19 protein-coding genes, 1 tRNA gene and 1 pseudogene are annotated in these 23872 nt (G+C 72.5%); 4 read left to right on the top strand and 17 right to left on the bottom strand.

The genetic code is table 11. The features are described from left to right. Positions 1-27: 27 nt before the first annotated feature. The 4 genes from VGT06_09410 to VGT06_09395 all read right to left on the bottom strand — a co-directional run bounded on the left by VGT06_09410 (position 28) and on the right by VGT06_09395 (position 4673). Positions 28-1155, bottom strand: coding sequence for a DUF4388 domain-containing protein (locus tag VGT06_09410; GenBank protein ID HEV8663339.1), 1128 nt, complete (start codon positions 1153-1155; stop codon positions 28-30). After that, positions 1155-3224 (bottom strand): tetratricopeptide repeat protein, encoded by a 2070-nt coding sequence (locus VGT06_09405; GenBank protein ID HEV8663338.1) that lies wholly within the window; start codon positions 3222-3224, stop codon positions 1155-1157. The genes VGT06_09410 and VGT06_09405 overlap by 1 nt, the downstream gene beginning before the upstream one ends. Before the next feature lie 267 nt (positions 3225-3491). Next, entirely contained in the window at positions 3492-3806 is a 315-nt protein-coding gene (locus VGT06_09400) for a DUF1844 domain-containing protein (GenBank protein HEV8663337.1), read from the bottom strand. Between the two features lie 69 nt (positions 3807-3875). Further along, positions 3876-4673 carry an SAM-dependent chlorinase/fluorinase gene (locus VGT06_09395; GenBank protein ID HEV8663336.1) on the bottom strand — a complete coding sequence of 266 codons (798 nt, stop codon included), beginning with the start codon at positions 4671-4673 and terminating at the stop codon, positions 3876-3878. Between the two features lie 66 nt (positions 4674-4739). Between VGT06_09395 and VGT06_09390 the strand changes: the two genes are divergently transcribed. From VGT06_09390 to VGT06_09380, 3 genes and pseudogenes are all read left to right on the top strand, one after another. After that, positions 4740-4827: transfer RNA gene (locus VGT06_09390), tRNA-Leu, on the top strand. Between the two features lie 465 nt (positions 4828-5292). After that, positions 5293-6255 (top strand): annotated as a pseudogene (locus tag VGT06_09385) (putative zinc-binding metallopeptidase). Continuing rightward, positions 6252-7274, top strand: coding sequence for an ATP-grasp domain-containing protein (locus VGT06_09380; protein HEV8663335.1), 1023 nt, complete (start codon positions 6252-6254; stop codon positions 7272-7274). The pseudogene VGT06_09385 and the gene VGT06_09380 overlap by 4 nt, the downstream one beginning before the upstream one ends. Before the next feature lie 19 nt (positions 7275-7293). Here the strand turns inward: VGT06_09380 and VGT06_09375 are convergent, their stop codons facing one another. From VGT06_09375 to xseA, 12 genes are all read right to left on the bottom strand, one after another. Then, the gene (locus tag VGT06_09375; GenBank protein ID HEV8663334.1) at positions 7294-7776 is read right to left on the bottom strand and encodes a HEPN domain-containing protein; all 483 of its coding nucleotides are present in this window, start codon (positions 7774-7776) and stop codon (positions 7294-7296) included. A 17-nt stretch (positions 7777-7793) separates the two neighbouring features. Continuing rightward, complete coding sequence (locus tag VGT06_09370) at positions 7794-8906, bottom strand: AIR synthase-related protein (GenBank protein HEV8663333.1); 1113 nt, start codon at positions 8904-8906, stop codon at positions 7794-7796. After that, positions 8903-9982, bottom strand: coding sequence for a site-2 protease family protein (locus tag VGT06_09365; GenBank protein ID HEV8663332.1), 1080 nt, complete (start codon positions 9980-9982; stop codon positions 8903-8905). The genes VGT06_09370 and VGT06_09365 overlap by 4 nt, the downstream gene beginning before the upstream one ends. Beyond that, complete coding sequence (locus VGT06_09360; GenBank protein HEV8663331.1) at positions 9979-11283, bottom strand: MFS transporter; 1305 nt, start codon at positions 11281-11283, stop codon at positions 9979-9981. The genes VGT06_09365 and VGT06_09360 overlap by 4 nt, the downstream gene beginning before the upstream one ends. 73 nt (positions 11284-11356) lie before the next feature. Then, positions 11357-13726, bottom strand: a complete 2370-nt coding sequence (locus VGT06_09355; protein ID HEV8663330.1) for a penicillin acylase family protein — start codon at positions 13724-13726, stop codon at positions 11357-11359. Then, positions 13726-14670: a TonB family protein gene (locus tag VGT06_09350; GenBank protein HEV8663329.1), complete on the bottom strand. Its 945-nt coding sequence runs from the start codon at positions 14668-14670 to the stop codon at positions 13726-13728. Before VGT06_09350 ends, VGT06_09355 begins: the two co-directional genes overlap by 1 nt. Beyond that, positions 14667-16391, bottom strand: a complete 1725-nt coding sequence (gene recN, locus VGT06_09345; GenBank protein HEV8663328.1) for a DNA repair protein RecN — start codon at positions 16389-16391, stop codon at positions 14667-14669. Before recN ends, VGT06_09350 begins: the two co-directional genes overlap by 4 nt. A gap of 4 nt (positions 16392-16395) precedes the next feature. Next, on the bottom strand, positions 16396-17268 hold the full coding sequence (locus VGT06_09340) for an NAD(+)/NADH kinase (GenBank protein HEV8663327.1): 873 nt from the start codon (positions 17266-17268) through the stop codon (positions 16396-16398). Continuing rightward, entirely contained in the window at positions 17265-17810 is a 546-nt protein-coding gene (locus tag VGT06_09335; GenBank protein HEV8663326.1) for a GNAT family N-acetyltransferase, read from the bottom strand. The genes VGT06_09340 and VGT06_09335 overlap by 4 nt, the downstream gene beginning before the upstream one ends. 33 nt (positions 17811-17843) lie before the next feature. Next, positions 17844-18659, bottom strand: coding sequence for a TlyA family RNA methyltransferase (locus VGT06_09330; GenBank protein ID HEV8663325.1), 816 nt, complete (start codon positions 18657-18659; stop codon positions 17844-17846). A 1-nt stretch (position 18660) separates the two neighbouring features. Next, positions 18661-18933: an exodeoxyribonuclease VII small subunit gene (gene xseB, locus VGT06_09325; GenBank protein HEV8663324.1), complete on the bottom strand. Its 273-nt coding sequence runs from the start codon at positions 18931-18933 to the stop codon at positions 18661-18663. A gap of 94 nt (positions 18934-19027) precedes the next feature. Then, the gene (gene xseA, locus VGT06_09320) at positions 19028-20251 is read right to left on the bottom strand and encodes an exodeoxyribonuclease VII large subunit (GenBank protein HEV8663323.1); all 1224 of its coding nucleotides are present in this window, start codon (positions 20249-20251) and stop codon (positions 19028-19030) included. 137 nt (positions 20252-20388) lie between these two features. Between xseA and VGT06_09315 the strand changes: the two genes are divergently transcribed. Beyond that, positions 20389-21243, top strand: a complete 855-nt coding sequence (locus VGT06_09315; protein HEV8663322.1) for a DMT family transporter — start codon at positions 20389-20391, stop codon at positions 21241-21243. A 22-nt stretch (positions 21244-21265) separates the two neighbouring features. Here VGT06_09315 and VGT06_09310 read toward each other — a convergent pair whose 3' ends face one another. Then, the gene (locus tag VGT06_09310) at positions 21266-23677 is read right to left on the bottom strand and encodes a DNA internalization-related competence protein ComEC/Rec2 (protein ID HEV8663321.1); all 2412 of its coding nucleotides are present in this window, start codon (positions 23675-23677) and stop codon (positions 21266-21268) included. Positions 23678-23872 lie beyond the last annotated feature (195 nt).

Below are 23872 nucleotides of genomic sequence, written 5' to 3'. Positions count from 1 at the left end.
GGGAGCGCGCGGGACGCCGCGGGGACCCTACTGCGGGGACGGCCGGAGGGGGCGGCTCCCCTCGAGCCGATACTCCAGGCCCTGCACCTGGTACCGCAGGGGCTGGCCCCAGGGATCGCGGAGCTGGCGGGCCGCAAGGTACCCGCCCTCGACCAGCGCCTCCAGGCGGGCCGGCAGGCGACCGGTGGTGAGCAGGTAGAGATGGATCCTTCCCTCCACCTCCCGGAGGTCGGCCTGGAGCTTGTGTTGGCGCAGGAGCTCCCACCCGGCCTCCCCCTTCCCTGCCGCCGGGAGGAGGAGGAGCGGGTCGTGCTGCCAGAGGCCGACCTGGGCGAAGAAGGCCGCGGCCAGGATGCCCACCACCAGGCCCCGGAAGAGCCAGGCGGGGGTTTCCCGCGGAGCCCGGGTGGCCTGCACAGTCTCCCGCTCCGCGGACCCCCCCGCCGCGAGCGCCAGCGCGCCATCGGCGATGAGGTCGGCGATGGCCTTGGCGGTGTCGAATTCCCCGAGGCCGCTCACCTCGGCGATGTCGCGCGCCGTGGCCTTCCCGTCCACCAGCTCCAGGACCAGCCGCTCGCCCGGCGTGAGCTTGTCCACCTCCAGCGCGCCGAGCCGCTCCTCGTCCTTTCGGACCGTGGACTCCATGGAGGGGAGGTGGCGCTGGATGAGGGGCCACTCATCCATCTGGCGGATGGCCTCCAGCAGGAGGTTCTCCGCGCTGATCGGGTCGATTCGGCCCTGGCTCAGGTCCACCGTGGGCAGCGCCGTGAACTGGTAGCGCCCGTCCCGCCACCGGAAGACCCGGTACAGCACCTCGCGCACCTTGGTTTCCACGACCCGCTGCAGCTCCAGCGGCGGGACGTCCCCCTGCTTCAGCAGGAGGTACACCAGGCCCTGCTGGGTCTCCCGCCGCTTCCGGGTCAGCTCCTCGACCAGCGTCTGGCTGATCAGCCCGCCCTTCGCCAGCGCCCGGCCAACCAGCTCGTCGAAGGCTTCCTCACCCGGGCTGGCCCAGACCACCATCCCGTCCACCAGGCTCACCGTCACGTGCTCCGTCTCTCGGCTCAGGGCCAGGAGCCCGGTCTTCTTCTGGTAGCCGATGAGCTGGAAGATGTCCGGCAGGTTGAAATCCTTGAGGGTTCCTTCCAGAGCCATCAGGCGGTCCCTTTCTTCCGGGCCCGAATCGACCAGCCATAGCAGGCCAGGACCACGAGGCCGCCGGCCAGAGCGAAGAGGTCCTCCGCCGGCTGGGGGAGGTGCAGGACGGGCAGGGCCCAGGGGAGCAGCAGACCCTGGAAGGCCGCCCAGAGGGCCGCGAGCAGCAGAAGGAAGCCCACCACGGCGGACCCGGTGTACAGGTGCCCGGCGCCGGGAAAGAGCAGGGAGAGGACGAACGCGAAGCGGCGCCCGCGCGCGAGATGCGCCTCGTGTTCCCGGACCCGCAACGTCTTGGTGGTCTCCCCGACCCCCTCCCGCTTGAAGGCGGCGGCGCATCGAGCACAGAGCCGCCCCTCCTTGAAGAAGCGCTGGCACTTCGGGCAGAAGGGTCTCCCGCACTTCTCGCAGGGGAGCGCATGCCCGCGCGCCCCCTGCACGAACGCCACGAGCCAGACGAGGAGCGCCGCCCCGCCGAGGACCCACGGCGCCGCCGTGAACGGGACGTAGGGGAGGCGCCCCCCCCAGAGGGCGCCGGCCAGCGCCTCGGTGTCCCGCGAGCCGGCCACGGCCACCCGCCAGAGCTCCTCGACCGGAACGGGAGCGTCCACCAGGACCCGATTCGCCCCGGCCTGGGTGGCGACCGCCAGCCGCCCCGCCAGCGCAGGGCGCCGCGCCACGGCGGCCTCGTAGCTCGCCTTCGCGCGCTCCACCTCGAGTCGCTCCGTCTGGAACTGGCTCAGGTTGAAGAGGGCGATGGGGTCATCCGGGCGGAACGCCAACGCCCGCTCGTAGGCCTGGCGGGCGCGATCCGGCTCGCCCTGCAGGAAGGCGATGTTCCCCAGGTTCACGTGCGCCGCCGGGAGGGACGGGGCGAGCGCCAGCACCCGCTGGTAGGTGGTGCGCGCCTCCTCCAACTCTCCTCGCCGGCGGTAAATGAGCCCCTGGGCCAGGAGGGGGAGGACCTCGGCCGGCTCCTGGGCCGCCCACCGGGTGACCGCCGTCAGCAGGCCCCGGCTCCGCCCACCCCGCTCGATCTCCATGAGGGCGGCCACCCGGGGAGAGGTGGTGGCGTCGTACAGGAGGGCCAGTCCGCTGGCACCGTCTGGCATGAGGGCGGTGAGGAGCAGAGCGACGGAAGCGACGATCCGCTCCCGGCCGCGGAGGTAGGCCGCCAGCAGCACCAGGGCGAAGCAGGAGAACCAGAGGGCCCCCAGGCCGAGGAGGAGGGGGAGGAGCAGGAGCACGAGGGCGGCCGCGCGCTGGGCCTCCGCGGAGAGGCGGAAGCGGGTCACCTCCGTGACGTCGTGATGCAGGAGGGGAAAGGTCCGGATCGCCAGCACGGCGGCCATGAGGAGAAGCGCGAGGGGCAGGGCGGTGAGCAGGGCCGCGAGGCCGTTCACGGCAATCGCGTAGCGGACCGGGAGGTCGGCGTAGAACCCCCGGAGGGCCCCGCCGATCGTGCGCAGGAACACGGGGTCGAGGAGGCGTCCCCGCCGCACGAAGAGGCCCGCCCGTGCCAGGTGGACCTCGGGGGACACCGGGTCGAACTCCGCCGCCAGGGCGAGGGTTTGCTCCGCCGCCTCCTTCTCCCCCGCGGCGGTGAGAGCGCGGGCCGCTTGCGTCAGCTCCTGCGCAACGAAGCTGAGCCGGTCCAGCCCGAGGTGGAGGCGGAGCAGGCGGAGGCGCTGCAGCTCCTGCTGCGCCTCCTCGTGGCGGTCCAGGGCCTGGAACACCTTCACGAGGCGCCAGCGGACGGCCAGGTCGTTCCCGGCCAGATCCGAGGCCCGCCGGTAGGCCCGGGACGCCCCCGCGGGGTCCTGACTCCCGGCGGCGACGATTCCCCAGGCGACCCACAGGAACGGGTTCTGCCCTTCCGCCCGCTCGACGGCCCGCAGGTGCTCGCGCGCGGGGAGCAGGGCTTCGGGCGGGACGGCCCCCGCCTCCCCGCGGGTCCGCGCCGCCAGGGCGGGGACCCCGTCGAACACGCGCGCGAAGGCCCGGGCCGCGTCCAGGACCTCCTCGGAGGCGAGCGGGGCGGCGGCAACCGGGGCAGCCCCGAGGAGCACGCCGGAAAGGGGGAGGGCAAGCAGGACGAGAAGGAAGCGAAGGGTGAGGCGCCCGGCGGAAAGGGGAGAGCGCCAGCCCCCGGGGCCGGGGCCCCCCGGGCCTCCGGGGGCGGACGGCCTGGGCTGAGGAGTCATCCCTTTGACGACTCTCCGTCGCGGGCGCCCGCCCCTTCCCGTGGGGCTGGCGTTTTCACGCCGGGTCCGCGACGCCACTCCTCTACCACCCGGGTGGCGGGAAGTCAACGGCGCCCGGGCAGAAGAGGGAACTCATGGAAAAGGCCCTTTCATGTATCCGATGGCTTTCAGGTAGCGCATCCGGAGATCATGCAGGATCCGTTCCAGGATGGCGGTCTCCTCCGGGGTGAGGTTCCCCTGTGTCTTGGCCTGGAGCATCGCGAGGATGTCGATCGTCCGGCGGGCCTGCTCTGGGTCCCTCTCGATGCCCCGCGCCGTGGGATCGGTCATCTCGCCCAAGTGGATGAGGGCGGTACTGGCCAGCATGACGATAAAATGACCGAACTCCATTGCCGCGGCATCCTGCGGCCCGCCCGCCCCTTCCGCCGCCTTCGCCTCCTCGGGCATGCTCCCCTCCCCCCTCACACTGCTCCATCCACCGCGAGCCCAAGCCCAGGGCAAGCGGGATCGCGCATCTCACCCCCGGGTGAAGGTCACGGTCACGCTGGCACCGCGCGCAACGTCGAGCGCGGCGGCCGCACTGCCGCCGGGCAGGAAGATCTCCAGCGTGCCGGCGCTCCCCACAATCGCCCCGGGGTGACCGGCTGGGGCCGCCGCGTAGGAGTCGGCCAGACCCCGGATGCGCTGGCCACCCACCGTCACCACCGGCACCCCGCGGTCGGGGTCGAACAGGGCCTGCGGGAGGTTCGTGATGAGGTTGCCGAACCGGTCCACGTGGAGAACCCGGCCGGCCGTCCCGCCGTCCGGGAGGGGCTCGGGGCGCGGGAGGTCGAGGCGGACCGGATCGCTGACCGGAGGACCCAGCGCGGCAACGGAGACGCCATTGGCCAGGTGCGCCGAGACCGGGGCGAAGACATCCCGGCCGTGGAAGGTGCGGCTGACCGGCCGTCGGAAGAACTCGGCCCGGGTGAGGGCGTGCAGCGCGGTCACTTCCCCCGCCTCCAAGACGGGGGTCAGCACTCCGTTATCCGGGACGACGAAGCGGCCGTGCCGTCCCTCGGCGGCCAGCGGGCGCCGGCTGCTCCCCACGCCCGGGTCCACGACCACCAGGTGGATGGTCCCCTGGGGAAACTCCCGCCAGGCGGTCTCCAGGAGGAAGGCCGCGACCGCCACCGCCTGGGGCGGGACCTCGTGCGTCAGGTCAACGAGATGTACGTGGGGCGCGATCCCCAGGATGACCCCTTTCATCACCCCCACGAAGGCGTCGGCGGTCCCGAAGTCGGTCAGGAGCGTGATGATGGGTCGGTCAGCCATCTCGGTTCTTGACTTTTCGCCGAAGCGCTTCTACAAATAGACGATCACTCTTTTCTGCCGCGCCGGGCCGAAGTGGCGGAACATGGCAGACGCGCATGATTCAGGGTCATGTGGGCGCAAGCCCGTGGGGGTTCAAATCCCCCCTTCGGCACCACGCGATCCGGCTTCCCCTCGCGAGCCTCTTGTCGCGGATCGAACCTCACCGGCGCCGTCCTGCGTCTCCCCTCCATAGGCTCCTTCGCTGAAAGCCGCACGCCTCCGAGGGAATGTATCCCCCCAGGGGCGTTCGTGTCTACAGGACAACGAGGGCCGGGGCGTTCGCCCGCCGCCCGGAGACATCCGCCAACTCGCCGTCGCTCGCGAGGTTGTCCGCCGCCTCCTCGGGCGGGTATACTATGTCTCCCGAGCGTGCTACCACCGGGAAGGCGGCGAGAAGATGGTCCGCCCAGAAGCCACCACGAACAAGCCGCCGACCCCGGAGCGCACTGCAGCCGGGAGGCGTGCCGATGGGAGAGGGATGAAATCGCTTGCGCAACGTCGGGCGGGCGGCCCCCGCCGCGCCCCTCCCCCGGAGGATGGTTGGGCCGACTGGCCGGATGAGAAGCTCCTCGACCTCCGGATGTGCGATCTGCCCCTCCAGATCGAGGGGTCCGAGCTCGAAGCGCGGATCGCCCAGCTCTCCCGGGAGCTCGAGGACCGGGGGCTCAGCTTCCGGCCCCATTTCTGGCTCTCGGACGACTGGTTCAGCCCCGACGGGGTTCCCGGGGTCGCCCTCCCGTTCTACCTGGCCCACCCCCGGCTGGCGCGGCTCGAGCTCAACCAGATCCTCGAGATCGAGGGGGGGACTCCCGAATGGTGCATGCAGATCCTCCGCCACGAGACCGGGCACGCCATCGACAACGCCTATCGGCTGCGCCGTAAGCGGCGCCGGCAGGAGGTCTTCGGCAGGTCTTCCCAGCGCTACCCCGAGTACTACACGCCCAGACCGTACAGCAAGAGCTTCGTCCTCCACCTGGATACCTGGTACGCGCAAAGCCACCCGGATGAGGACTTCGCCGAGACCTTCGCGGTGTGGCTCACCCCTAACTCCATGTGGCGGGAGCGGTACGCCGACTGGCCTGCCCTGCGGAAGCTGGAGTACATGGACGAGGCCATGCGGGAGATCGCCGCCCGCAAGCCCGTGGTGCGGCCCCAGGCGCGCGTCGATCCTCTCCCCCGCCTCCGGAAGACCCTGCGCGAGCACTACACCGAGAAGCGGAAGCGCTACGGCCTCGCCTACCCCGACTTCTAAGACCGGGATCTCCGGCGGCTGTTCTCCGACGCGCCGGCCTTCGGCAACAATCAGACGGCGGCCTCCTTTCTCCGCCGCATCCGCAAGGAGGTCCGGCGCAAGGTCGCCGGCTGGACGGGAGAGTACCAGTACACCATCGACCAGGTCCTGGAGGACATCATCGCGCGCTGCCGGGAGCTCAGCCTGCGGCTCGCCGGGCCCGAGGAGCAGGCCAAGCTCGATTTCACGATCCTCCTGACCGTCCAGACGATGAACTACCTCCACAGCGGCCGCCACCGGGTCGCCCTATGAAGACCCTTCGCGTCCTGGTCCTGATGCACGAGGCGCTGGTCCCGCCCGACGACCCCGCGGGGGCGGACCTGGCCACGGTGAACTGGAAGACCGAATTTGACGTCCTCACCACCCTGCGCAAGATGGGCCACGAGGCCAAGCCGGTGGGGGTGGGGAGCGACCTGGCGGTCATCCGTCAGGCCATCGAGGAATGGAAGCCGCACATCGCCTTCAACCTCCTGGAGGAATTCGACGGCGTGGCGGTCTACGATCAGAACGTCGTGGCCTACCTCGAGCTGCTCCGGCTCCCCTACACCGGTTGCAACCCCCGGGGGCTCATGCTCGCCCGCGATAAGGCCCTCTCCAAGAAGGTCCTGTCCTACCACCGGATCCCCGTCCCCGAGTTCGCGGTCTTCCCCCTGAGACGCGCGGTCAGGCGGCGCAAGCGGCTCGCCTTCCCGCTCATCGTGAAATCCCTCTCCGAGGAGGCCTCGACCGGCATTTCCCAGGCGTCGGTGGTGGACACCGAGGAGAGCCTGCGCGAGCGGGTGGCCTTCGTCCACAAACGCATCGGAACCGACGCCATCGCCGAGCGCTATATCGAGGGGCGGGAGCTCTACGTGGGGGTGCTGGGCAATCTGCGGCTGCGGGTCTTCCCGGTGTGGGAGCTGTTCATGGACGGGATGCCCGAGGAGGTCCGGCGCATCGCGACGGCGCACGCCAAGTGGAGCCCGAAGTACATGGAGAAACACGGCATCAAGTCCGGCCCGGCCCGGGAGCTGGCCGAGGGACTACCGGAGCGCATCCAGCGCCTGGCCAAACGCGTCTACCGTGCCCTGAATCTCAGCGGCTACGCCCGCCTCGACGTCCGGCTCGACGCGACCGGCCGGGTCTATGTCCTCGAGGCGAACCCCAACCCCGAGGTCGCCCACAGCGACGACTTCGCCCGATCGGCGGAGAAGGCGGGCCTCCCCTACGACGCCCTCCTCCAGCGCATCCTCGCCCTCGGCCAGCACTGGCAGCCCGACCGGCCTGGGTAGCCGCGAGCCGCGCCGGGGATCACCGGTCCGGGAGGCGGGTGGACGGGGGGGAAGCCGCTTCGGCCGCGGTCCCGGGGTCGGCCAGCGCCTTATCCAGGTAGCCCTTCAGGCTCCCGTACACCACCTCCCCCGTCCGCATCGCCCGCCCGGCATCCCCCTCGGTGTAGGAGCGGGACGGGATCCAGATGGGAAGATCGGGCCGCTGGAAGAGCGGGAACCGGACCCGCGCCCCGTGCCGCTCCAGGGAGTCGATCCCCCGGACCAGGTCGTCCATGTTGCTGAAGTTCTCCTGATAGACGGCGGCAAAGAGGGCCGAGAGGTTGTGATCCACGGTCCGGATGTTCTTCAGCGAGAGGCAAGCCTTGACGATCTTTTCGACGGCCTGCTGGATGAAATAAATCGTGCGGCTGTGGTACTCGGTCCCGGAAAGGAGCTGGGCGATCCGGTAGTCCACCTCGCTCTCGATCAGGAACGCGCGCGCGATCTCGCGGCCTTCGTGCATCGCCACTCCCTCCCCCACTACTCTTCCGTCCCCGGCGCAAAGACCCGGGCGATCTCATCCCGGGCGAACACCGGGAGGGGCCCGGCTCCCCCCGGCCTCACCAACGTCACCCCCTCCTCCGCGGGCACGACCTGCCCGATCCGCCCCGCCAGGATCCCGTTCTCCTGCAATGCCCGCACCAAGTCCGCGGCGGCGGCCTCGGGGCAGGTCACGAGCAGGGCCCCCGAGGCGATCGTCCCGAGCGGATCCAGGCCAAACTCCTCGCAGAGCGTGGCGGCTTCGGGCAATATCGGAATGGCCTCCTCCTCGATTCGCAGCCCGACGCCGGCCGCCGTAGCCAATTCGGACAGGCCGGTGGCCAGCCCCCCCTCGGTCGGATCGTGCATCGCCGTGACCGGCGCGGCGGCAACCGCCACCCGCGCATCCCGCAGGACCCCGATCCCCGGCTCCCGGAGGTACCCCCGCGCCCGGGCGAGAAAGGCCTCCCCGTAGCCCCGGGCGCGCAGGCGCGGGGCACACTCGCGGGCGAGCAGCGCGGTCCCCTCGATCGCGATCCCCTTCGTCAGGATGACCGCGTCCCCGATCCTCGCCCCCGCCGTCCGGATGACCCGGTCCGCCGGCGCCTCCCCCACCATCACGCCGATGGCGATCGGGCGGGGAAGGCCGGCGGTGACCTCCGTATGGCCTCCGATCAGGGCGACCCCGATCTCCTCGCAGGCGGCCACGACCTCTGCGAAGAGCGCCTCGGCCAGCGCGCCGTCCGCCTGCCCCTCGGGGAGGAGCAACGCCACCCCGAACCAGCGGGGCTCGGCCCCCCGGACCGCCACGTCGTTCGCGTTCACCGTGACGACGTAGTAGCCGATCTCGTCCGTCGCGAACGTGATCGGGTCCAGCGTCAGGACCAGGCAGCGGTCCCCCATCGCCAGGACGGCCGCATCCTCCCCCACCGCCGGGCCGACCAGGACGCGCGGATCCCGCGCCGGGATGCCGCGGAGCAGCCGGGCCAGGAGGGCCGCAGGGAGCTTCCCCGCCGGGAGGAACCTCCGGCCCCCCCGTGGTCTCGGCAGAGCCACCTCGCGGCCGGCCCCGGCCACTGCGCGCGGCGCCCGCCCCCCGGGCTTCCGCGTCACATCCCCTCCGGGAAGAAGAAGGGGGCCGGGGTGATCAGGAGCAGGAGCAGGGCGAAGGCGCCCAGGGCGAGCCAGCGGCGGCCCGGATTCAGCGGCGTCACGTCGTCCAGGGGGGGTGGGTGCTGGAAGCCCATCGCCATCGCCAGGACCGCCCAGACGAGCCAGCCCGGCCAGAAAAGGATGCCGAGCGTCACCAGCAGCCCCGCCGTCCCCATCGCCACCTGCTTGTGCCGGCGGCCGAGCAACGCGTAGGCGATGTGCCCCCCGTCCAGCTGCCCGACCGGAAGCAGATTCAGCGCCGTCACGAAGAGCCCGATCCAGCCGGCGAAGGCCACCGGGTGCAGGAGGATGTCGAGGCCCTCGGGGACCGGGCCGACGGCGATGGCCTGGAGCGCGAGAAACAGGAGCGACGTCCCGAGCCCGACGCCCGCGCCCTGGGCCGGCACGATGGTCGAGAGGCGCAGCCCGACGAGGACAGCCGGGATGGCCAGGACGAGGCCGGCGAGCGGGCCCGCGATCCCCACATCCAGGAGAGCCTTCCGATCGGTGACCGGGGATTTCATCCGGATGAAGGCGCCGAAGGTCCCGAGGCCGACGGGGGCCGGGATGAAATACGGCAGCGTGACCCGGATCCCGTAGGCCCTCGCCGTGAAGTAGTGGCCCAGCTCGTGGACCCCCAGGATGGCCAGGAGCGTGGTGGCGAAGGGAAGTCCGGCGGCCAGCGTCGCGGGGTCACCCAGCGGATCCGCGCCCTGGTGGAGCGCGCCGACGAACAGGGTCGTCAGCAGCGTGGCCAGGAACAGGGCCAGGTTCGGCCACGGCTCCGTGAGCCACGGCCTCCTGCGGGGCGCCGCGCGCAGCAGGACGAGCTCCTCCCGGCTCCGGAGGAGGGGATGGTAGCCGAGGGGACCGAACCGGCTCGTCAGAACCCGCACCGCGGTCTCCGGGGACGCCAGGAGGATCCCCCGGAACCGGATGGCCGCGTCCTGGACCTGCAGCTCTTCCACCAGGAAGACGTCGCCGAGCAGGCGGGCCAGCTCCGAGGCAGGATGCTGGGAGGCGTCCGGCTCGGTCACGTTGTCTCCCGCGCAGGGGAGGAGGTCCCGGGCGCAGGGGCCGGCGCCGGCAGGTGCGTCCCCACCCGGGCGAGGAAAGCCGCCGCGACCACGGTGCAGGCTACGGCGAGGCCGAAGGCGGCCCGGTACGATCCCGTCGCATCGAAGACCGCTCCGCCGAGCCAGGGGCCCAGGGCCATCCCGAGCCCCTGCCCCACCGAGATCACCCCGAAGATGGCGCCGTAGGAGTGCCCCCGGTACAGCTCGGCGGTCAGCGCGGAGATGATGGGCCCGCGCGCGCCGAAGGTGAGGCCGAAGAGGAGCGCGTAGGCGTAGAGGGGCCAGAGGACCGGGGGGCCCGGCGCGAAGAGGAGGGCCAGAATCCCGAGGGCCGTCAGGGCATAGGTCAGGATGCCCGTGGCCGCCCGGCCGAAGCGGTCCGAGAGGGCGCCGAAGCCGAACCGCCCGACCGAGCTCAGCCCCCCCACGATGCCGAAGATGGCCACCGCCATGAGTTGCCCGTAGCCCCGATCCACGGCATAGACCACCTGGTGGGTCGTGACGGCGAACATCCCGACCGGCGTCAGGAAGAAGACCAGCAACAGGTACCAGAGGGTGCGGGTCCGCAGGGCCTCGCGGAGCGTCCACCCTCCAGCGGTCTCGGCCATGACCGTCGCCGTCGCCGAGCCTGGCGCCCGGAGGGCTCCCGGTCGCGGGAGCAGGACCGTCGTCAGCGGGAGGAGCAGCACCGCCGCGAGGACGGCCAGGGCGACGAAGGCCCCGCGCCACGTGAGGGCGGCGATGAGGGCCTGGGCCAGGGGGCTCAGCAGGAACACCCCGAGGCCGACGCCGGCGAAGGCCATCCCGATCGCCGCCCCGCGGGTCCGGGGGAAGGCCTGGGCCAGGAGGGTCGACTGGGGGACGCTCCCCACGCACCCCACCCCGAGGGCGACCAGGATGCCGAACGTGAAGGCCAGGTCGGTGAGGTCACGCGCAGCAGCGCTGAGGAGCAGGCCGCCCGCCAGCAGGATGGCGCCGACCGGGAGCAGGATGCGGGGGCCCGAGCGGTCCATGCAGGTACCGATCAGGGGGGAGATCGCGCCTCCCACCAGCATGTGGAGCGAATAGATGGCGGCGGTCGGCCCACGGAGGCCGCCGAACTCGGAGAGCAGAGCCACATAGAAGATCGGGAAGGTGTAGGAGAGCCCGTAGGCGACCGCCAGGGTGAGGAAGCTGACGGCCAGCGTCCGCGCTGGCCCCCTCTCGCCTGGCCGCCTCTCCCCATGCGCTGCCCGCGCCCTCCACCACAGCGCGTGCTGCATCTCGTCTGGGGTTATAGCACGCGCCCCGGGAGCAGTCAAAGGGGTCCCAAGAGGGGGTGCCGGCGGCGACCGCTCAGGGGAGGGGCATGGGGAAGAGGGTCCCGGCGAGCCAGGCGGCGAGCTGGTCGGCGTAGTACGGGGAGGCGGGATCGCCCGAGACCCCCCCCGGGATGACCCAGCCGGCCTCGTCCGGATTCCCCAGGTCCACCACCTGTCGGTAGGAAGGGCCCGCGAGAGGCTCGAAGGGAGCGCTGAAGAGATAGGCGCTCATGTTGACGGTCATGCCGTCGCCCGGCATTTCGATCGGGCCCCGGTTGAAAGCGAAGAGGCCGGACAGGATCCGGCCGAGCCACCCCGTCTGAGGCATCAGGGGATGTCGGACCGTCAACTGGTGCAGCCGTCCCCACCGCCAGGCGGCCGCGTCCGGCCCCAGGCGTTCCCGGAGAAATTCCAGTGCCTCCTCGAGTGTCTCCTGGAGCAGGGAGGGAAGCGGCGCGGGGAGCGCCGTCGGCTCCCCGTCGAGCAGCAAGGCGTCCAGGAGGGCGGCCGAAACGTGGTTGACCGCGAAGAGGCGTGCTGCCAGCCCGGGCCGCAGCGCCTCGAGGGGCGCCCGCAGAACCTTCTCGCGGAGGCGCCAGTACCAGGCGTGAAAGAGGGCCGCTTGGCTGCTTTCCGCTGAAACCCGTCCGTCCCAGATGATCAGCCGATCGGCGGCCGCGCGCGCCTCTCCCTCCAGGGCATCGCGGTGCGGCGCAAGGCAGCGCCCGATGAGCAGCAGGGCTTGGAGCGAGACGGTGTCGGTCTGGAGGCGCCGGCAGGCCTCGGTCCGCGCCACGGGCATCTCCCGCAGGACGCCCAGGATCCGGCTGGCCCGGTACGCGGGCTCCCAGAGCGTCGTGAGGTACGGTCCCGCCTCGCTCGCGCGATTATTGGCGCTGACCAGGAGTCCCGATGCCGGGTTGACGACGTGCGGCAGCTCCTCGAAGTCGAGGAACCCCTGCCAGGAGGTTGCGGGGTCGGCGCCGTCCAGAGGAAGGGAGCCATCCCCCGGCCGGGACCGCCTCGGGAAGCGCCCGGCGACGAAGGCGCCGATGTTCCCCGCTGCGTCGGCGACGAGGACGTTCTGGGGGGCGAGCCCGAATTCCCGCAGCGCCTCCCGGAACGCCGCCAGGTCCAGAGCGCGGTTCATGGCCAGGAGCGCATCGAAGCTTTGCGTCGGCACCATCCCGGTCCACGCGAGGGAGAGGGGGCCCAGCGGCCCGGCGTCCAGGAGGTCCGAGATGAGGGGACAGCGCCCCGGGAACCGGCGGACGAAGCGGAGCCTGACCCGCCGCGGGTCCGCCTCCCCCCGCACCCGCACCGCCACCTCCTCGACCTCGAGCGGCTCCCAGCGGTCCGCGCGGCGCGCCGCGACGGGCGGACCGGGCGCCAGCGTCTCCCGGTACAGGTCCACGTCGTCGGGGAGAGCCGCCGTCATCCCCCAGGCGAGGGAGGGGGTCCGGCCGATGGCGACCCCCGGGACGCCGGGCACGGCCACCCCGGCGACCCGGTAGGGCCCGCCCCGGAGGCAGACCGGCAGCCAGATGCCGGGGAGACCGAGCGGGAGGTGCGGGTCGGTGGCCAGAACCGGCTTCCCGCTGGCGCTCCGCGCCCCCGACACGACCCAGGCGTTGCTCCCCACGAAGCCGGCTGACCATCGGAATTCGCCAAGAGCGGCCCCGGGTGCCGGGAGGCGGGCGGGCGGGGGGCCGGTGAGGGTGGGGCTCCACGCCGGAGGGGAGGGGAGGAGCGGGGGCCCCTTCCGCAGGAGGGCGATCTCCCCCAGCACCAGCTCGGCGCGTAGCGCGATAGTCAGGCGCCACGCCACGAGGCGGCCCACCGCAAGCGAGTCTGCGGGGCGCCACGGCTCGGGGGTATAGCCCAGAAGGGCGCACTCGATCGGCCAGGCGCGGCGCGCCTCCGCCTCCGCGAAGTACGCGTTCACGCCGGACGCGTAGGCGGCGAGGGCATCCCGGGTCTCGACGGAGGCCGCGGCGGCTTCGGCTACGGCCGCCGCCTCGAGGCCGAGGGCCCGATGGAGCAGGTCCATCTGGAGGAAGACCTCCCCGGGCAGCTGGAGGCTCCTGGCCTCAGGCGTCCCCTGTCCCGGACCGAGGATCTCGGCGAGCCGGCCGCACGCGACACGGCGGTAGAGGTCCATCTGGAAGAGCCGCTCCGAAGCGGTCACATACCCGAGGGCCAGGAACAGGTCCTCCGAGTCTCGCGCCTCGATCGTGGGGACGGCCCGGGCATCCCGAAACAGCCGCACGCCAGCCCGCTGCCCCGGGAGCTGGAGGGGGCCGGGGGGAACCGGGAGGCGGGGTGGCGGCAGGAGGCCGCACCGGCGGCCCAGCGCCTTCCCGAGGATCCGCAGGCGGAGGGAGAGCGGAAGAGAGCCGGGCACTAGGAACCGCCCCGGAGCCCGGACAGGCCTCCGAGGTACTCGAAGGAAGCGATGATGTTGAGCCGGTCCAGGCCCATGACCTCCGGGAGAGGGGCGTACGGAGCGGCCAGCCGAATAGCCTCCAGCGCGGCATCGTCCAGGATGGAGACGCCGGAGGAGTCGGCCAGATGGAGGCGGGTGAGGCGGCCGTCCCGCCGGATGGCGAACTCGATGACCAGTCTGCCCGCGAGACCACGCTCCTGGGCCAGCAGCGGATAGCGCCACCGCCGCTCGATCCGCCGCTTGATCTGCTCGAGGTAGGCGGCGTATTCGTGCGCCCGGGACTCGAGCGTGACGGTCGCCTCGCGGCCGCTCCCCTCCCCCGCCTGCCCGGCGTCGTAGGGACCGGGCACGGGCGAGACGAGCGCCCGGTTCCCGATGCGGTCGAGTTGCTCCCGCAGCGAGAGTCGCGCGCCCTGCGACGGCTCCCGCGACGGGGACGGCGCCGGGGGAGGGACCACCGGCACGGGCGGCGCCGCAGCCTGCGGCGGTGGGGCTGGGGCCAACGGCGCCACCCGGGCTTCCGGCGCGGGGCGCGCCTCGAGCACTCGGGGCGGCGTCGTCTCTCTCGGGAGACCCGGCGCGGCTGGCAGGGGGCTCGCGGGCAAGCGGGGCGTCCCGCGGCTCCCGGCCGAGCCGATGGGCCCCGTCCCAGGACCGGGGGCCTTCGCGCGGCTGCTCGCCCGGCCGATCACCTTTGCCCCGGGGGGAGGGCTCTCGGGGCGCGCTGGCGGAGGTTGTTCTACGAGAGGGCCGGCCGGCGGCTCGACGAAGCGGACCCGGAGGGGACTGCCGTTCGGCAGCGGGTCGGGGAGCGGCCCGAACTGCAGGACGCTCAGAAACCCGGCATGGAGGAGGGCGGAGGCGGCCAGGAACCGGAGGAGGGGCTGCTCCCTCAGGGTCATCCTCGCCCCCCGCGACGCCCCGCCTTCCGGAGCCGCACGGACCGCTCCAGAATCTCCGCGGCGTGGCGGCGGGGAAGATCCGAGTCCCCGGCGGCACCGAGCATCCGGGCCACCTCGGTGATCCGGTCCTCCCCTTCGAGGCGGCTGAGCGACGTCTCGGTCCGCCCCCCGCGGGTCCGCTTCTCCACCCGATAGTGGGCGTCGGCCATCGCCGCGATCTGGGGCAGGTGCGTGACGCAGAGGACCTGGCGCCCGGCGCTCACGCCCGCCAGTTTCCGTCCCACCACCTCGGCCGTCCCGCCCCCGATCCCGCTGTCCACCTCGTCGAAGATGAGGGTCGGCGTGTCATCGGCCTCGGCGAGCATCCCCTTCAAGGCCAGCATGATCCGGGACAGCTCCCCTCCCGAGGCGACCTTCGCCAGCGGACGGACCTCCTCCCCCGGGTTCACGCTCAGGAAAAACTCCGCCTCCTCCAGGCCCGACGGCCGGAGCGGCACGGGCCTGCCCTCCTCGGCCGGCTCGCGGTGGAAGCGGACCTGGAACGCCGCCCGGGGCATCCCGAGCTCGCGCAGCTCGGCCAGAACCCCCTCGCCGAGCTTCGCCGCCGCGGCGTCACGCTTGCGGGAGAGCCGGCGGCCGCGCTCCAGGAGATCCGCGAGGAGCCGGGCCTCCTCGGCGGCCAGGGCCTTCAGGCGCTCCGGCGCCTCCTCGATCCCTGCCAGGTCGGCCGCGGCGGCGGCGCGCGCCTCGAGAGCCGCAGCGACGCTCCCCCCGTACTTGCGCGCGAGGCGCTCGATGGCGTGCAGCCGGGTCTCGATCGCCTCCAACCGCCCGGGATCGAATTCGAGCTTGGAACGATACCGACGCACCTCTGCCGCCACGTCCTTGAGGAGCGCCTCGGCCTGGCCGCAGGATTCCTGGAGCGGCTTCAGGTTGGGGTCGAAGCGGGCTCCCTCGGCCAGGCGGGCCGCGACCGCCTTGAGGCGGGCCAGGACCGCTCCCTCCTCTCCCTCCAGGATCCCGTAGGCCGCCTCCACCACCGCGAAGAGGCGCTCGGCGTTGGCGAGGATCAGGCGCTCGGCGCGCAGCCGCTCTTCCTCCCCGACTTCCAGGAGGGCCGCGTCGATCTCCTTCACCTGAAACGCGAGGAAGTCCCGCCGGGCGGCCTGCTCGCGGGCGGCGCTCTCCAGGGTTGCCTGCTCGCGCCGCACCGCCTCCCACGCCAGATACCGCTCCCGGAAGGCGGCGGCCTCCGCCGCCGTCCCGCCGAAGAGGTCCAGCAACTCCAGGTGCCGCCGCGGGCTCAGCAGGAGCCGCCCCTGATGCTGGCCGTGGATATCCACGAGACACTCCCCGAGGACGCGCAGCGTCGCGGCCGGGACCATCTGGCCGTTCGCGTAGGCCCGGCCCTTCCCGTCCCGCGGCAGGAGGCGGCGCAGGATGAGCACGCCGTCCTCGGGCGGCGCGAGCCCCGCCTCGGCGAGAGCGGCCGAGACGGCCGGAATGCCGGAGACATCGAAGGCGGCCTCCACGGCCGCCTCCGCCGCGCCGGTCCGGATGAGGTCCGGATCGCTGCGCGCTCCCAGCGCCAGCGTCAGGGCGTCGATGACGATGGACTTCCCCGCCCCCGTCTCCCCCGTGAGGGCCGTCAGCCCGGGCCCGAACTCCGCCCGGACCTCTTCCACGAGAGCGATGTTCCGGATGTTGAGCTCGCGAAGCATCCCGTTACCGCTCGCCCCACTTCAGCTTGGTGCGCAGGACCTGATAGTAGGACTTCTTCGGGGAGGCGACGAGGGCAATCTGCTCCTGGGCCCGGCGGACCTCCACCACGTCCCGGTAGCGGAGGGGGAACCCGGCCTGGCCGTCCAGCGTGAGGAAGACCTCCTCCCCCTCCGAGCCCTGCACCACCTCGATCTTGGATCCCGCGGGGAGGACGGCGGGCCGGTTGGTGAGGGTGTGCGGGCAGATCGGGATGAGGATCAGCGCCTCCACGGCGGGATGGACGATCGGGCCGCCGGCGGAGAGGCAGTAGGCGGTGGAACCGGTGGGCGTCGCGAGGATGAGCCCGTCGGCCCGGTAGGTGGTGACGTACTCGCCGTCCATGTAGGTCTCCAGGTCCACGATCCGGGCCATCGCCCCCTTGTTGATCACGGCATCGTTCAGCACCGTGTACTCGGCGACCCGCGCCCCCTCCCGGTGCACGTGAACCTGGAGCATCATCCGGCGGCTCACCCGGAGCTCCCCGCCGAGTATCTCTCCGAGGAGGGGGAAGAGCTCGTCCAGGGTGATCTCGGTGAGAAAGCCGAGCCCACCGAGGTTCACCCCCAGGATCGGGACGTCCCGGCCCGCCACCAGCCGAGCCACCGACAGGAGGGTTCCGTCGCCGCCGAGGACGATGAGGAAGTCCACCCGGCCCGGCAGGTCGGGCTTGGGGATTCCGGCCTCGGGCATCTCGGCCAGGGCCGCCGTGTCCTGGTCGAGGAGGATGGTCCGCTCCCGCGCCTTCAGCCAGGGGATCAGCTGTCGGAGGACGTCGCGGGCCTCCGCCTTGTGCGGCTTGACCACGATCCCGATCGTCTTCAGCTCGCGCCGGCTCATGCGGCTACCGCTCCCCCGATGGGGACCTCCTCCCGGACGATCGCGTACAGCATCTGATCAATCGTCTGCCCGTCCTTCGTCACGCTCTTCCGCAACCGCCCCTCGCAGGTGTAGCCCGCCTTCTCGAGCACCCGCATGGACGCGGGGTTCCACTCGAAGACGCTCGCGAAGACCCGGCAGACGTCGAAGGTGGCGAATGCGAAGTCCGTCATGGCGCGCACCGCCTCCGTCATGATCCCGCGCCCCCAGAACGGCTCGGCCAGCCAGAACCCGATCTCGGCCGAGCGGCGGAAGACGTCGGTCTGGAGCTCCAGCCCGATCCCTCCGACCGCCTCCTCCCCCACGGCGATGGCGAAGTGGGTCTCGGGCACCATCCCGGTGGCCCGGCCGATCCACTCCTCGGCGTCCCGCGCCGTGTACGGGTGCGGGAACCGGTCCCGCAGGTTGCGCCACACGCGGCGGTTGTTCGCATACCGGACCAGCGCAGCGGCATCCCCCGGCCTCCAACTCCGGATCGTGCTCCGCGTCAGGCGGAGTTCCACTGACGTTCCATGCCGCTCGCGCCCCCGCCGCCCCTACCGGCGGCGCGCCACCGGGACCTCCGGGATCACCGACCCCAAGGCCGCCGCGAGGTCGAGCCGCTCCCCGCCCCCGGCGAGGTGGAGGAGGAACTCCCGGTTCCCCTTCGGCCCGAGGAGGGGCGAGGCCGTGAGCCCCCGAACCGTGAACCCGGCCGCGGCCGCCGCCTCCGCCACCCTCCGGACCGCCGCCCGGTGCTTCTCCGGCTCCCGGACGACCCCCCCCTTTCCCACCTGCCCGCGCCCCATCTCGAACTGGGGCTTCACCAGCGCCACCACCTCCCGGGGGGAGGCCAGGAGCGGCGGCAGGACCGGGAGGATGAGCGCGAGCGAGATGAACGCGAGATCCGCCGTTGCCAGGCTCGGGACCTCCGGCAGGTCCGCCGGCCTCAGATGCCGGACATTGGTCCGCTCCAGGAGGCGCACGCGGGGATCGGCCCGCAAGCGCGCATCGAGGAGCCCCGTCCCCACGTCCACCGCGATCACGGACGCGGCCCCGGCCCGGAGGAGACAGTCGGTGAAGCCCCCCGTGGAGGCCCCCAGGTCCAGGCAGACCCGCCCGGCGACCGCGATCCCGAACACCTCGAGGGCGTGGGCCAGCTTCACGCCCCCGCGGCTCACGTAGGGGTGGGGCGGGCCCGCCACCTCCAGAGGCGCATCCGCGGGGAGGAGGGCGCCGGCCTTCTCCACCCGCACGCCCCCGCTCTGCACCGCCCCTGCCATGATCAGGGCCCGCGCCTTCTCCCGGGTGGGAGCGAACCCCCGCTCGACCAGGAGCAGGTCCAGGCGGCGGCGGGCCGCCCCGGGCCGCACGCTAGCCTTCCTCCTCGTCCTCCTCCGCCTCGGCCTCGCCGAAGGGGACCTCCCGCAACCCTCCCTGCTCGTCCCGGAGGAGGAGGCTCACCTTCCGCTCCGCCTCCTCGAGTCGCGTGGAACAGAGGCGGGTCAGGCGTACCCCCTCCTCGAAGAGGCTGAGGGCGTCCTCCAGGGGGAGATCCCCTCCCTCCAGGCGGGCCACGACGGCCTCGAGGCGGGACAGGGCCTCCTCGAACTTCAGCGCCGGCGGCTCGGCGTCGGGGACGGACATGCGCGGGCTCCCTTCCCGCCGCGCGGGCCCGGCGTCACGGCCGGCTGGCGCGGGCGGGACGAACAGAGGGACCTGGGACGGCTCGTCCGCCACGTCACCCTCCCTCCGCCGGGAGCGCCGTGCTCTCCACGCGGCAGGCGAGGCTTCCCCGGTGCAGGAGGACGCTGACCGCCTCCCCGGGCCGGACGGCACCGGCGTCCTTCACGATGCGGAGATCGGGCAGGAGGCGGGTGATGCTGTAGCCCCGCGCCAGGATCGCCAGGGGGCTCAGCGACTCGAGCTTCCCGGCCAAGGCGCGCAGGTCCCCCTCCCAGAGCTTCACGCGGGTCCGGATGGCTCCCCATAACGTCTCGGCGGCGGCCGCGACCCGCTCCCGCTGGCGGCGGACGCGCTCCACCGGACTCACGAGGCCGAGGTGCCGCGCGAGGGAGGTGAGGCGCTGACGCCCCGCCTCCACGCGGTGGCGCAGGGCGGTTTCCAGGCGGGAGGTGAGGTCATCGAGACGCTGGGCCAGCTCGGCCTTGTGCGCCACGACCAGCTCGGCGGCGGCGGAGGGCGTCGGCGCCCGCAGGTCGGCGACGAAGTCCGCGATGGTGAAGTCCGTCTCGTGGCCCACCGCCGAGATGACCGGGACCTTGGAGGCCGCGATCGCCCGGGCGACCCGCTCCTCGTTGAAGGCCCAGAGGTCCTCGATGGAGCCGCCCCCGCGCCCGACGATGAGGACGTCCAGGTCTCCGCGCGCGTTGAGCACCTCGATCCCGGCCGCGATCTCCCCGGCCGCCTCCTCCCCCTGGACGCGCGCGGGGTAGATCACGACCTCGACGTTGGCGAAGCGCCGGTCAATGATGTTCAGCATGTCCCGGATCGCGGCGCCGCTCGGGGAGGTCACGATGCCGATCCGACGCGGCAGCCGGGGGATCGGGCGCTTGCGGGCCTCGTCGAAGAGCCCCTCGGCGGCCAGGCGCGCCTTGAGCTGCTCGAAGGCGAGCTGCAGCGCTCCGAGACCCTTCGGCTCCATGTGCTCGACGTAGAGTTGGTACTCCCCGCGGGGCTCGTAGACGCCGAGGGAAGCCCGGACGAGGACGCTGAGGCCGTCCTCGGGCCGGAACTTGAGCCCCCGGTTTGCCGTCCGGAACATGACGGCGCGGATCTGGCTCCCCGCGTCTTTCAGGGTGAAGTACATGTGGCCGGAGGCGTGGTGCTTGAAGTTACTGACCTCGCCTTCGACCCAGAGGGTGGGATAGGTGCCTTCGAGGAGGGCCTTCAGTTCGGCGGTGAGGGCGCTGATCGTGTAAACATGCGGCGCCGCGGGCTCCATCAGCGCCCTTCTTAACACAGGGGATAGGCGAAGTCAAACCGATTCCCGGCCAAAACCGCTGGCCTCCCGGGGCCGGAAGTGGTAGGGATGACCGGCTGCGGGGGCCCGGGGCCGCTGGGGCCCGCAGAGGAGGGGACGTGCTGAAGGGCGAAGAGCTCAAGGGGGCGGGCCTCGCCGTGGCGGCCACCGCCTGCTTCTCCACGGGGGCGGTCCTGGTTCGGTTCGCCCAGGCGCTCTCCCCTTTCGAGGTGACCGCGTTCCGCCTCCTGCTGGGGGCGGTGTTCGTGGGGGCGGCGGCGCGGGTGTGGCGCATCCCCCTCGCGCTGGCAAAACCCCTTCGACTGCCGGTCCTCGGCGTGGGCCTCGTGGCCGCCCTCCACTTCCTGACCTTCATCACCTCCCTCTACTACACGAGCATCGCCCATGCGCTCACCCTCACCTATACGGCGCCCGCCATGCTGGCCGTCGCCTCCTGGATCTTCCTGGGGGAGCGCCTGCGCCCGCGCCAGGTGCTGGGGATCCTCCTCACGGTAACCGGCATCGCGCTGCTGGCCGGCTTCGAGCCCACCCTCACGCGGCGGATGCTGGGAGGGGACCTGCTGGCCCTGGGAGCGGCGGCCTCATTTGCCGCCTACTCCTTCCTGGGCCGGCACCTGCGAGGCGCCCTGCCCCTCCTCCGATACGTCTTCTGGCTGTACCTCACCGCCGGGCTCATCGCGCTGCCGGCCGCGGCGGCGACCCTCACGGCCCCCTACCAGGTCGGGGCGCTCTTCGCCGTCACCCTGCAGGCCCTCCTGCCGCTCGCCTTCGGGCATACCCTCTACAACGCGGCCATTCGCCGCCTGTCCCCGACGCTGGTGAGCCTCATCGCCAGCCAGGAGGTGACGGGGGGCATCCTCCTCGGCTGGCTCCTCCTGGGCGAGGCGGGCACACCCACGACATTCGCCGGGGTGGCCGTGACGCTGGCAGGGATCCTCCTCGTGCTCTGGTAGGTCCGCCACTCGCATCCTCGCATCACTCCGGCGCCACCTCCACTGTCGGCACCACCGTGAGGGAGCCGCCATCCAGGAAGAGCCGGACGGCGCCGTGCCGGTCGGTTCGCAAGATCCGGGCGCCGACCTGCCGCAGGCGGGCCAGCACCTCGGGATGGGGATGGCCGAAGCGGTTCCCGAATCCGACCTGGATGACCGCGACCGAGGGCCGGAGGACCTGCAGCAAGCCATCCGTGCTGCTCGTCCGGCTGCCATGGTGCGGGACCTTCAAGACCGCGACCGGGTGCAGGGGCCCGTTCGCGACGAGGTGGGCCTCCGCCTCCGCCTCGACGTCGCCGGTCAGGAGGAGGCGCTGGTCGGCATGCCGGAGGAGCAGGACGACCGAGTTATTATTCACCCGGGAGGCGCGCGATCCCCGGGTCGGCGTAAACAGGCCGGCGGGTGGGTGCAGGACGGTCACCTCCGTGTCGGCGCCAAATGACCGCGTCGCTCCCGCGGCGACCGCGCGCAGGGGAATCCCCCGCGCCCGCAGGGTCTCCACCAGGAATCGGTAGGCCGGCGCGGCCGACGGGATCCCTGACTCCCACACCTCGGCCACGGTCAGACGGCGGAGGACCGCTTGGAGGCCGTTCAGGTGGTCCGGCTGCGGGTGGGTGAGAACGACCAGATCCAGGCGTGAGCGCCAGCGCGAGAGGATGTAGGGGACCACGATCCGGTCCCCCACGTCGAATCGGTCATCGTAGACCCCGCCCCCGTCAACCAGGATGAGCCTCCCGCCGGGGGCCTCCACCAGGATGCTGTCCCCCTCCCCCACGTCCAGGAACGTGACCGAGAGCGCCGAGGCGCGGGACGGCAGGAGCTTCCAGCCGACCTGCCCGAGAAGGGCGAGGGTGAGCAGGCCCGCGAGGGGAAGGCGCCACCGCCCGGGGCCCCGGACGCTCAAGCTCAGGGCGAGCGCGTAGTAGGTCCCGATCATGAAGAGTGTGGGGGGATAGACCTGCAGCGTCGCCAGGGGAAGGCCAGCGAACAGGCGGGCGGCGGCGATCTGGGTCGCGGCGACCAGGCGCAGGAGGTCCCCCAGGCCCGGGAGGCCGGCCGGGTGCAGGGCCAACGCGAGCGCCTCCAGCATCCCGAGGGCGGTGAGAACGCCGCTCAGGGGAACGATGGGGAGGTTGGCCAGGACGCCACTCAGGGAGACCCGTTGGAAGTGGACGGCCAGGACCGGGAGCGTCCCGAGGGCCGCCGCTCCCGAGACCGCCAGGGAGAGGAGAACCCAGCGCGCAGGGCGCGGCACCTGGCTGAGGGGCATTCGATCGGCCACGACCGCGATGGCCGCCGTCGCGGCGAAGGTGAGCTGGAACCCGGCGTCGAAGAGGCTCAGGGGGTTCCCGGCCAGCAGGAGCAACGCGGCCAGGCCCAGGCTGCTCCAGAGGTCGGCCTGCCGCTCCAGGATGAGGGCGAAGAGGACCGCGGCCGTCATGACCGCTGCCCGGATGACGGAGGGACTCCCCCCCGCCAGGACGGCGTAGAAGACGACCAGGAGGACGGCAGCGGCGGCGGAGGCCCGGGGCGGGGCCCGCACCCCCCGCAGGAGCAGGAGAAATGCCCCCGCCAGGAGCGACACGTTGAGACCCGAGATCGCGAGAATGTGATACGTCCCCGAGTCCCGGAAGGCGGTGACGGTCGCCTCGGACAACCCCGACCGGTCGCCGAGGACGATGGCCCGGACTAAGGCTCCCTCCTCCCCGCCCACCGCCTCCTGGAGGCGCACGAGCATCCGCCGCCGGAGGGCCGCGATGGCCCGGCCGAGCCGAGCTCCCGGCATCGGCTCGACCGCGAGTTCTCCCTGGATCTCCCGGGCCCACCCCTCGAGCGCCACCCCCTGGACCTGGCGGAAGCGGCGGTAGTCGAAGCCGCCCGGATTGATGGTCCCGCGGGGGCGCCGCAGGGTGAAGGTCCCCTCCACCCGATCACCCGGCCGGTACTCCGCCTGGGCTTCGTAGAGGGCGAGGCGGACGCCTCCCGTCACCGGCTCGCTCGCGCCTTCGCAGGCGAGCCGCTCCGCCTCGAGGCTGAGGACGATGCGGTCCGGCGCCCCCGCGCCCGGCGCCTCCGGAATCGGCTCCTCAGGCGGGTGCACGATCCTCCCACTGAGGCGACAGCGGCGGGGGGTCCAGTCGGCCGGCAGGTGGGCCAGGTGTGTCGGGTCGGGCGGGTAGGCAACGGCCAGGAGGCGGAGCGCCCCGATTGCGGCGAAGGCCGTGAGGAGGGCCAGCAGGGCGGCGGCGGGCCGGCGGGTCCGCCACCAGATGGCGGCACCCAGGAGCAGGACGGCCAGCAGGGCCAGGAGCGGTGCCGGCAGGGGTCTCCACCGGTCCGCGAGCAGAGCGCCCGCGGCGAAGGCCGCCGCGAAGCCGAGCAGCGGCCGCGGCACCGGATGCGACGTCCCTCCCTCCACCGTCGCCCCCCGTGCGGCCTGGCGGCCGAGCTATACCAGCCCCCTGCGGCGATGGCAAGGGGGCAAGAGCCGGACGTCTGGCCTCCCGATCTGGATAGCGATACTGCCTAGTTCGCTAGGCACCTCCAGGGACCTGCCCGAGCGAACATCCCTCCAGCGCTCCCCGCTCGC

Source organism: Candidatus Methylomirabilis sp., from assembly GCA_036000645.1.
GTDB lineage: Bacteria > Methylomirabilota > Methylomirabilia > Methylomirabilales > JACPAU01 > JACPAU01.
The sequence above is the reverse complement of the archived record's forward strand: the minus strand, read 5'-3'. Positions and strand labels throughout refer to the sequence as shown.

Bases quoted from the DNA above. Each gene is read 5' to 3' on its own strand.
- VGT06_09410 (HEV8663339.1), bottom strand. From the start codon at position 1,155: ATGGCTCTGGAAGGAACCCTCAAGGATTTCAACCTGCCGGACATCTTC.
- VGT06_09400 (HEV8663337.1), bottom strand. From the start codon at position 3,806: ATGCCCGAGGAGGCGAAGGCGGCGGAAGGGGCGGGCGGGCCGCAGGAT.
- VGT06_09395 (HEV8663336.1), bottom strand. From the start codon at position 4,673: ATGGCTGACCGACCCATCATCACGCTCCTGACCGACTTCGGGACCGCC.
- VGT06_09380 (HEV8663335.1), top strand. From the start codon at position 6,252: ATGAAGACCCTTCGCGTCCTGGTCCTGATGCACGAGGCGCTGGTCCCG.
- VGT06_09375 (HEV8663334.1), bottom strand. From the start codon at position 7,776: ATGCACGAAGGCCGCGAGATCGCGCGCGCGTTCCTGATCGAGAGCGAG.
- VGT06_09360 (HEV8663331.1), bottom strand. From the start codon at position 11,283: ATGCAGCACGCGCTGTGGTGGAGGGCGCGGGCAGCGCATGGGGAGAGG.
- VGT06_09350 (HEV8663329.1), bottom strand. From the start codon at position 14,670: ATGACCCTGAGGGAGCAGCCCCTCCTCCGGTTCCTGGCCGCCTCCGCC.
- recN (HEV8663328.1), bottom strand. From the start codon at position 16,391: ATGCTTCGCGAGCTCAACATCCGGAACATCGCTCTCGTGGAAGAGGTC.
- VGT06_09340 (HEV8663327.1), bottom strand. From the start codon at position 17,268: ATGAGCCGGCGCGAGCTGAAGACGATCGGGATCGTGGTCAAGCCGCAC.
- xseB (HEV8663324.1), bottom strand. From the start codon at position 18,933: ATGTCCGTCCCCGACGCCGAGCCGCCGGCGCTGAAGTTCGAGGAGGCC.
- xseA (HEV8663323.1), bottom strand. From the start codon at position 20,251: ATGGAGCCCGCGGCGCCGCATGTTTACACGATCAGCGCCCTCACCGCC.